The sequence below is a fragment of the Jiangella rhizosphaerae genome, from assembly GCF_003579925.1.
Taxonomy (GTDB): domain Bacteria; phylum Actinomycetota; class Actinomycetes; order Jiangellales; family Jiangellaceae; genus Jiangella; species Jiangella rhizosphaerae.
Map to the genome: position 1 here is coordinate 1 of NZ_QUAL01000339.1, position 5,776 is coordinate 5,776.

The 5,776-nt window shown below is 75.6% G+C and carries 3 protein-coding genes; 1 reads left to right on the forward strand and 2 read right to left on the reverse strand.

Annotation, left to right across the window (positions count from 1 at the left end):
- Window positions 1-180 precede the first annotated feature (180 nt).
- Window positions 181-4,035, reverse strand: coding sequence for a S8 family peptidase (locus tag DY240_RS24450; RefSeq protein ID WP_158602986.1), 3,855 nt, complete (start codon window positions 4,033-4,035; stop codon window positions 181-183).
- Between the two features lie 137 nt (window positions 4,036-4,172).
- Window positions 4,173-5,069 (reverse strand): NAD(P)-dependent oxidoreductase, encoded by an 897-nt coding sequence (locus tag DY240_RS24455; RefSeq protein ID WP_119662326.1) that lies wholly within the window; start codon window positions 5,067-5,069, stop codon window positions 4,173-4,175.
- Between the two features lie 69 nt (window positions 5,070-5,138).
- On the opposite strand from DY240_RS24455, the gene DY240_RS24460 reads away from it, so the two are divergent.
- A complete protein-coding gene (locus tag DY240_RS24460) occupies window positions 5,139-5,537 on the forward strand; it encodes a MerR family transcriptional regulator (protein WP_119662327.1) in 399 nt (132 codons plus the stop codon).
- The last annotated feature ends 239 nt before the right edge of the window (window positions 5,538-5,776 follow it).

The following is a 5,776-nucleotide window of genomic DNA, read 5'->3' on the forward strand; positions in this document are numbered from 1 at the left end:
GCGGCGGCAGGGGCGGCCGGCGCCGACGTGGCCGGGGCGGCGGCGCCGGCGGTGGCGGTCAGCGCGACGGCCAGCACGGTGGCGGACCAGCCGGCCAGTCGTCGGCGGGATCGGGACCGGGGCGCGGTCGGGGGCATCGCGTCGTCCTCTCTCGGCGGGATGGGCGGTGGTGCGGCGGGATCAGCCGTCGAGGCGGTAGGCGCGCTCGATCGTCTGGGTGACGGAGTCGCCGGCGGCCGTCCACGCCTCGGTGCGCAGCCAGACGTGGCCGGTCGTGGCGTCGAGCTCGGGGTGCGGGACGGTGACGCGGAAGTCACCGGGCCGGCCGCCGGCCCGCACCTGCGCGGGCCGCCAGCTGACCCCGTCGTCGACGGAGAACCAGACCCGCAGCCGCTCGGCGACGGGGCCGCCGCCGGGTGCCGCGGCGTGCACCTCGGCGGTGTGCCGCCGGCCGGCCGGTGCGGTGTTGAGCAGGTCCAGGCCGAGGTCCCAGCGCAGCTGCGGCACCGGCTGGAACGCGCACGGGTCGGTGAGCGCGGCGACCGGGCACGCGTAGGCCTCGGGCAGCCGGCCGGCCTGTGGCGGCGCGGAGGTGAACTCCCACTCCGTCGCGACCCGGGTGGCGAGACCGTCGGGCGGGCCGGGCTGGACGTAGTCCATGGTCAGCCGGTAGTCCGCGGTGCCGGGCGGGAGCTGGAACCACTGGTTGACCGAGCCGCGAACCGGGACCTCCTCGGTGCCGCGGAACAGCCGCGTCACCGGCTGGGCGAACCACGCGTGCTCGTAGTGCGCGCCCTGAGCGTCGAGACGGTACTGGCCCGTGACGAACCGGTCGCCCTGACGGCAGAACGTGCAGCGCAGCGTGGTCGGGTACGGTCCGGCGACGTCGACGGCGCCGTAGTGCACCGGCGCCTCGAACCAGCGCTCGGCCGGCAGCCGGTCGCCGGCGTCGAACTGGTTCCAGGCGCGCAGCTTGACGCCCTCCATGTCGACCTCGCGCAACCAGCGGACCTCGGGTCCGGTGCTGGCGACCAGCTCGGTCCGCTCGGTGCCGCCGTAGAGGCCGATCGCGATCTGGGCGCTGTCGGCCATGTTCTCGCTGAACGCGAACCAGGCCAGCGTGCCCTCGTGCCCGGCGGTGTCGGTGTGGTAGCGCGACGGGACGGTGGCCAGGTCCTCACGGCTGAAGCGCGGTTCGCCGGTCGCCGGGAAGCCGCCGTCGTGGCCGGCCCGCAGGTGGTAGACGCGCTCGGGCGCGCGGCGGCCGTCGATGTCGAGCCGCAGGTGCGGCCGGGCCTCCAGGGCCTGGCGCAGCGCCTCGCCCTCGTCGTGGCTCAGGCCGAGCTGGAACAGCTGGTCGGCGCGGACCTGGATGCCCAGCGACCCCGGCTTGTCGGCGTAGAACAGCAGCCCGGCCACGCCGGTGGCGACGGCGGCATCGGTGGCGCGCTGGATCGCGTTGAGCGCGTACGCGTAGTCGAACGGCTCGTCGTCGGGGATGCGGATGCGGACCAGCGCGAGCTTGCCGCTCGCCGGACGCAGCTCGGCCTCGGTGCCGTCGCCGGCGAAGACCAGCGGCAGCGTGCGGCGTCCGGCCAGCCCGGGGCCGGCCAGGTGCGGCCAGTACTCCGGCCGCACCCGGATGCCCTCGGCCCGCACGTCGACCAGCGCCGAGCCGTAGATCCACTTGGTGAACGACTCCACCTCGCCCAGCCGCGGCTCGGGCGTCGGCGTCGTGTAGAGCCGCCACTCGCTGGACTGGTCGAACAGCGGCCCGAGGACGAACGTGCGCCCGTCCGGCGTCTTCCGGATCACGCCCACCTCGCCGAACAGCAGGTCCACCGGCTCGCCGACGTCGGGATTGCGCAACACCGCGTCCCGCGCGTCGAGGCTGACGGCGGTGTCGGCGCCGACCTCCACCTCGCCGGCGATCGCGATGGTCGACTCGGTCGCCCGCAGGTCCCAGGTGGTGATCTGGGCGTAGACGTCGTACACGCCGGCGGCGACCTCGAACGAGGCGCGGCCGTCCGCGTCGGTCCAGGCGAAGTGGCTCCAGGTGCGGAATGGGTCGTTCTCGTCGAAGCCCGGGTCGGCCTTGACCACCCAGACCGGCAGGCCCAGGTCGGCCGGCTCGCCGCGGCGGTCGGTCGCCTGCACGTCGATGGTGTGCGTGACGTCGCCCTCGTACAGGCTCCACGGGGTGCGGACGGCGACGCCGTCGGCGGTCGCCGTCACGATGCCGCTGTAGACGCCGGCGTCGAGGGCGGTCGGGTCGACGGTGAGCCGCGCGGACGCGATGCCGTGCGCCGGGACGGTGAGGGTTGCGGCGTCGAGCGCGGCGGCCGCGGCCGGCACGCTGCGGCCGTCCCAGCCGGTGCCCGTGACGCCGAGCTGGAGCGTGACGTCGGCCTCGGTCTCGTTGCGGTAGGTGAGCGCCGTCGTCGCCGGCTCCGTGGCCGGGTTCGGGATGCGGCCGAAGTCCACGACGGCCGGGCCGTACACCCCCTGGCCGATGGCGCGGCTCACGTCGAGGCGGCCGGCGCCCTGCTGGAACGGGGTGTGCTCGCCGGGCGTGGCGGTCGAGGCCAGGGCGTCCCGGAGTTCGCGCTGACCCCAGTCGGGATGGGCCTGTGCCAGCAGCGCGGCCGCGCCGGCGACGTGCGGTGTCGCCATCGACGTGCCGTTGGCGCTGGTGTGCAGGTCGCTGACCGGCGTGCCCATGCTGGTCCCGGCCGCGCGGGCGGCGACGATCCCGACGCCGGGCGCGGTGAGGTTCGGCTTGATCGCGGCGTCGCCGCGGCGCGGGCCTCGGCTGGAGAAGTCGGCGAGGAGGTCGCCGTCGTCGACCGCACCGACGGTGAGCGCGCTGGTGGCGGCGCCGGGCGTCCCCACGGCGAGGTTGCGCCCGTTGTTGCCGGCGGCGATCACGAACAGCGTGCCGGTCTGCTCCGACAGCGCGTCGACGGCGAGGCTGCCGGGGTCGGTGCCGTCGGTCGCGGCCGCGCTGAGACTGAGGTTGACGACGTCCGCGCCGTTCTGCGCGGCCCACTCCATGCCGTCGATCGCCCACGACAGCAGGCCCTCGCCGTTGTCGGCGAGCACCTTGCCGATCATCAGGTCGGCGCCCGGAGCGACCCCCGGATGCCCGCCGGGAGCGGCGCCCGTGCCGGCGACCGTCGCCGCGACGTGCGTGCCGTGGCCGTGGCCGTCCGTGACGTCGGCCGCGTCGAGGTCGGTGGTGAAGTTCCGGCCCGCGGTGACCTGCCCGGTGAGGTCAGGATGGGCGGCGTCGACCCCGGTGTCCAGGACCGCCACCGTGACGCCGTCGCCGTCGTACCCCGCCGCCCACGCATCGGGCGCGCCGATGTGCGGAACGCTCACGTCGAGGCTTGCCGTAGTCGCGGCGTCCAGCCAGACCTGCGCGACGCCCGCGCTCAGCCGCGCGGTGGCGTCCGCCGGGCCCTGCTCGGTGAGGGCGGCCCAGAGCGCGGCGCCGTCGGCCGGGTCGGCGGGGTCGAGCGCGACGGCGTCGATGCTCTCCAGCGTCCGGTCCGGTGCTTCGGGCAGACTCGCGGCGGCGGTCCGGGCGGCACGGGCGCCGGCGTAGCGGACGATGACCGGCGGCGGACCGTCGTCGGCGGCGGCGGCCTGGCCGGCGAGCGCCGCGACGTCGAACAGTCGCTGGTCCACGGTGCCGGCGGCCACGGGGCCGAACGCGTCGGACGGCAGCACGTAGTAGCTCTCGCCGTCGGAGTAGCTGGTGAACGTGATCGGTGCGCCGCTCTGCCGGGGCGCGGGCTCGACGCCGAAGGTGCGCTCGCCCGTCGGCGCCGTCGTGACGGTGACGACGTCGCCGGTGAGGAGCGTGAGGGTGACCGGCTCGGCGGCGGCGACGGCCGGTTCGTTCGCGGCGGGCTCGTTCGCGGCGGCAGCGCTGGTCGCCGGGGCGGTGGCCGCCGCCGGCAGCAGGGCGGCGACCACCGCGGCGACGGCGGTTCCGGTCACGACTGGGCGGCGCGGGCGGCGAGGTCGCACGGCTCCTCCTGCAGGGCGAGACGTGGTCGGTACCAGATGTGCCGGATGTCCGGTCCGGACAAGATGGCATCGCCGCCGCCCGGGGCGGAAGGACTATGTGTGGCCGGTAGACGTCAATGGCGCAAAGATGCCGCTGGTCAGACGTTGCTGGCGGTGGCCTCCCGGTCGGCGAGCAGGGCGGCGGTCACCACCGCGACATCGTCCTTTCCGTGCCCCGCGTCGATCGCCCGCCGCATCTGCGCGAGCGCGGCGCGCTGGACGCCGGTGTCGAGCCCGCGCCGCTCCGACGCGTCGACGACGTGCTCCAACCCGGCGGCGACCGTATCCAGCGCTGCGATGTCGGCCTCGTAGCGGCCGGTGTCGACGCGGTCCGCGTGGTCGGCGACGGAGTCGCGCAGCAGGGCGGCCAGCCCCTCCGCGAACGGTGCCAGGTCGGCGCCGTCGATGCCCTCGGCCTTGGCCAGGGCGAACGCGTGCGTCAGGCCGGAGACCGCGGTCCAGAACAGGTCCAGCAGCGCGACGTCGAAGGCGGCGGCGCGGCCGGGGTCGGTGCCGAGGTGGTGCTGCGTGCCGCCGAGCGCGGCCAGCGTCGCCTCGTGCCGCCGGTAGAGGCCGGCCGGTCCGCTGTAGATCAGCACCGCGTCGGGCGTGTCGATGGTCACCGTCGGCGTCATGATCGACCCGTCGAGGTAGTCGATCCCGTGGCCGGCGGCCCAGCCGGCCAGGTCGCGGGCGGCGTCGGGGGAGTCGGCGGTGAGGTTCACGACGGTGCGGCCGCTGAGCGCGGCGGCGGCCGGCTCGAGCAGCTGCCGGGCGGCCGCGTAGTCGACCACGCACACGACGACGAGGTCGGCGTGCGCGACCGCCTCGGCGACGGTCGCCGCCCGCGTCGCGCCGGCCGCGACGAGTGCGTCGGCCTTCTGTGGGGATCGGTTCCAGACGGTGGTGGGATGGCCGTGGGCGAGGAAGGCGCGGGCGAGGGCCTGCCCCATGTTGCCGAGTCCTAGGACGGTGACCTGCGCGGATGTCGTCATGCCGGGTACGCTAAACCTTGACGTCGACGTGAGGGTCAAGTCGGTCGGCGGCGGACTTCGGAGGGTGACATGCGGATCGGCGAACTGGCCCGGCGGACCGGCGTGACGGAGCGGGCGTTGCGCTACTACGAGGAGCAGAACCTGCTGAAGCCGGCCCGGCTGCCCAGCGGCTACCGCGACTACGCCCCGTCCGACGCCGAGGCTGTGCGGCACATACGGTCGCTGCTGGCGGCCGGGCTGCCGAGTCACCTGATCGCCGAGCTGCTGCCCTGCATGGTCGACACCGGCGACGGCCTGATGCCCGGCTGCCGGTCCATGCTGGAGCCGCTGGAGGCCGAACGCGACCGCCTCACCGCGGCGATCGAGGAGCTCACGGCGGCCCGCGAGCTGCTCACCGCCCTGATCGACCGCACCCCCGAGGACGACTCCGAGTACGACGCCTGGGTCGCCGCCCACGCCGTCGCCTGACCGTGGCGTCGGCAGCCGGTCCGGCCCATCCGCCCGTCTACCGCGCGCCGATGCGCTCGCGGCGCCCGGACGTCCCCGACGGAGCTGGGGTCGAGCGGGCGCTGGCAGCTGGCGTGTGCGGGCTGGGCGGACCGGTCCAGCTGGGCGGCGCGTCCGGCGGGCCGGCTGGTGGGGCGGCTGGGCCGGTTGGGCCGGCTGGTGGGGCGGCTGGGCCGGCCGGTGATGCTGGCGGGCCGGCC

What these genes read in the sequence shown, in the direction of transcription:
- DY240_RS24455 (WP_119662326.1), bottom strand. Translation starts at nt 5,069, where the DNA reads ATGACGACATCCGCGCAGGTCACCGTCCTAGGACTCGGCAACATGGGG.
- DY240_RS24460 (WP_119662327.1), top strand. Translation starts at nt 5,139, where the DNA reads ATGCGGATCGGCGAACTGGCCCGGCGGACCGGCGTGACGGAGCGGGCG.